Source organism: Mangrovimicrobium sediminis (genome assembly GCF_004745945.1).
Classification (GTDB): domain Bacteria; phylum Pseudomonadota; class Gammaproteobacteria; order Pseudomonadales; family Halieaceae; genus Mangrovimicrobium; species Mangrovimicrobium sediminis.
Genome location: NZ_SRLE01000045.1, coordinates 1 through 2,591, shown reverse-complemented (window position 1 = coordinate 2,591; position 2,591 = coordinate 1). Strand labels below are relative to the sequence as shown.

The following is a 2,591-nucleotide window of genomic DNA, read 5'->3' as shown; positions in this document are numbered from 1 at the left end:
CCCAGCTTCTCGCCGGCGCGCGCCGCACCCTATTTTCACAAGACCGAGTGTTTCTGTTTCAACCAGCAGCCGCTGGATGGCGACAAGTCCGCCGAGATGCCGCTGCAGTTCATCGTGGACCAGGACCTGCCCAGGGACATCCACACGATCACTTTGTCTTACACCCTGTTTGACGTAACCGATATGGCGAAGGATTCAGTCGCCGCACGCTGATGCAGGTGGGGGTACCTGCACACCGTTAATGGAGAAAATAGTAATGACAAGCCCAACTTCCACCGAGTACGAAACCTATTACGTACCGGAAAAGAGCAAGATGGCAGTGATGGCGACCTTCGGCCTGGTCCTTAGCGTCTTCGGTGCCGCCAGTGTGATGAACGACCACACCTTCGGCGATGGCACCACCGGGGGTTCCTGGTCCATCATGCTCGCCGGCCTGTTCTTTTTCATGGCCACCCTGTTCGTCTGGTTCCGCCAGGCCATCAAGGAAAACATCGCCGGTCTCAACAGCGCACAGCTGAAGAAGTCCTACGTGCTGGGCATGTTCTGGTTCATCTTCTCCGAGGTCATGTTCTTCTTCGCGTTCTTCGGCGCACTGTTCTACGTGCGCAACCTGGTTGGCCCCTGGCTGGCTGGCGAGGGTGATGGCGGCCGCATGAACGGCCTGCTCTGGGAGGGCTTCGAGTACAGCTGGCCGATGATGCAGACCCCGCAGGAAGCGGTGGGTGGTGCCGCCTCGCAGGCCATCGCCAACAACGGTACCTTCGTCTCGCCCGAGACCAGCATGGCCTTCGGTGACGCCCACGCCTGGTACAAGTGGCTGCCGCTGTGGAACACGATCATCCTGTTGTCCTCCAGCTTCACCGTGCACATGGCGCACATGGGCATCCTCGACGGCAACAAGTCCAAGTTCAACCTGTGGCTGGCCATCACCGTCGCCCTGGGTGTGCTCTTCCTGTTTGTACAGTTCTACGAGTACTACGAGGCCACTTCGGCCTGACCCTGAACTCCGGCATCTACGGCTCGACGTTCTTCATGCTCACCGGTTTCCACGGATTCCACGTGTTCATGGGTATGACCATGCTGTTGATCCAGCTGCTGCGCAGCCTCAAGGGTCACTTCACTGCCGACGACCACTTCGGCTTCGAGGCGTCCAGCTGGTACTGGCACTTCGTGGACGTGGTCTGGGTCTTCCTGTTCCTGTTCGTCTACATCCTGTAATCGGGAACTGGCGCCCCGGGCGACCACCGGTCGCCCCGACCATGGCGGCTCGAGACGCGTACCCCGGTACGCAGGCGCGAGCCGCCATTTTTACTTTTGTGGAGAACGCATCGGCCGTGCGGTAGCCACAGGCTGCGTGTTTAGTCCGCGGCTTTCTCCGCCGCCGGGCGCGGCCCCGCATCCCAGGGATTGCGATGACCCAGCTGGCCGGTGGCCACACCGTAGATAATCAGGGCCAGCAGGGTGACGGCGAGGGACAGGCGAACCCCCAGCGAGTGAAAGGTGCGGCGCTTGGTTTTATCTCCCTGGTCGATCATCAGGTAGTAAAATCCGCTGCCCAGGCTGGCAACCAGCGCCACCATCAGAATGACGATCAATATTTTCAACAAAAGGCATCTCCTCGTGAGCGCCCAGTATAAACCAGCACCGCCGGGGAAGCCCGGAGGCCGTGGCCGGCCGTGAGCGGACGCCTCGAATTCGATTTCGAGTGGCGCATCACGCTGTTTACGCTGGTGCTGCTGCCGCTGCTCATTTCCCTGGGGTTCTGGCAGATGCATCGCGCCGGCGAAAAGACCCTGCTGGCGGCGGCGTTCGAGCGACGCCAGACCCAGGCGCCGCAACCGCTGGACGAAATCGGCAAGCAACCGGCGGAGCAATTGGCCTATCTCCCGGTGCTGTTGCACGGCCACTACCTGCCGCAGCAGACCTTCCTGCTGGAGAATCGCGTGCAGGATGGCAAGTACGGCAACGAGGTGCTCACCGTGCTTGCCCTGGACAGCGGCGGGCTGGCCCTGGTCGACCGCGGCTGGGTGCCGGCGGACCCGGCGCGCCAGAAGCCGACCGAAGTGCCGGAACCGCCGTCGGCAGACGCTGGCAGCACGCTGACCGGCAGCCTGTACGTCGCCCCCGGCAAGCCTTTCCTGCTCGCTGACACCGCCCTGGAGCACGGCTGGCCCAAGCGCCTCCAGGCGATCGAGATGGACAAGATCGCCGCCGTTGTCGGCGCGGCGCTCTACCCCTACCCGGTGCGTATCGACGCCGGGCAACCCGGCGCGTTGCAGGTGAACTGGGAGGTGATTAATATCTCCCCCGCCAAGCACCGGGCCTACGCGGTACAGTGGTTTTCCATGGCCGCGGCCCTGTTCCTGGTGTATCTGCTGCGCAGTACCAACCTGTGGCAGCTGATGCGTCGTACCCCCGGTGATAAAGAGTCTCCGCATGAATGAACCCGATCCCAAGCGCAATGCCAACCGCTTGATCCTGCTGACCATCATCGGCCTGCCGGTGCCCATGATTCTCACTGCCATCTGGTTGTGGTACTAAGTGGTCAACGGCCACCTCGACCTGGTCCTGTCTCTTATACACATCTCCGA

General features: G+C 61.8%; 3 protein-coding genes and 1 pseudogene. 3 read left to right on the top strand and 1 reads right to left on the bottom strand.

Annotated features, from left to right (window positions below; all coding sequences use genetic code 11):
- Both E4634_RS21170 and E4634_RS21165 read left to right on the top strand, forming a co-directional pair.
- On the top strand, nt 1–213 hold a 213-nt coding region (locus E4634_RS21170; protein ID WP_206046990.1), incomplete at its 5' end, for a cytochrome c oxidase assembly protein.
- A 43-nt stretch (nt 214–256) separates the two neighbouring features.
- A pseudogene (locus E4634_RS21165) lies at nt 257–1,218 on the top strand (cytochrome c oxidase subunit 3).
- Nucleotides 1,219–1,358: 140 nt separating this feature from the next.
- Here the strand turns inward: E4634_RS21165 and E4634_RS21160 are convergent.
- Nucleotides 1,359–1,604 (bottom strand): DUF2909 domain-containing protein, encoded by a 246-nt coding sequence (locus E4634_RS21160; protein WP_346763348.1) that lies wholly within the window; start codon nt 1,602–1,604, stop codon nt 1,359–1,361.
- Nucleotides 1,605–1,676: 72 nt separating this feature from the next.
- Between E4634_RS21160 and E4634_RS21155 the strand changes: the two genes are divergently transcribed.
- Nucleotides 1,677–2,444 carry an SURF1 family protein gene (locus tag E4634_RS21155; protein WP_135446671.1) on the top strand — a complete coding sequence of 256 codons (768 nt, stop codon included), beginning with the start codon at nt 1,677–1,679 and terminating at the stop codon, nt 2,442–2,444.
- The last annotated feature ends 147 nt before the right edge of the window (nt 2,445–2,591 follow it).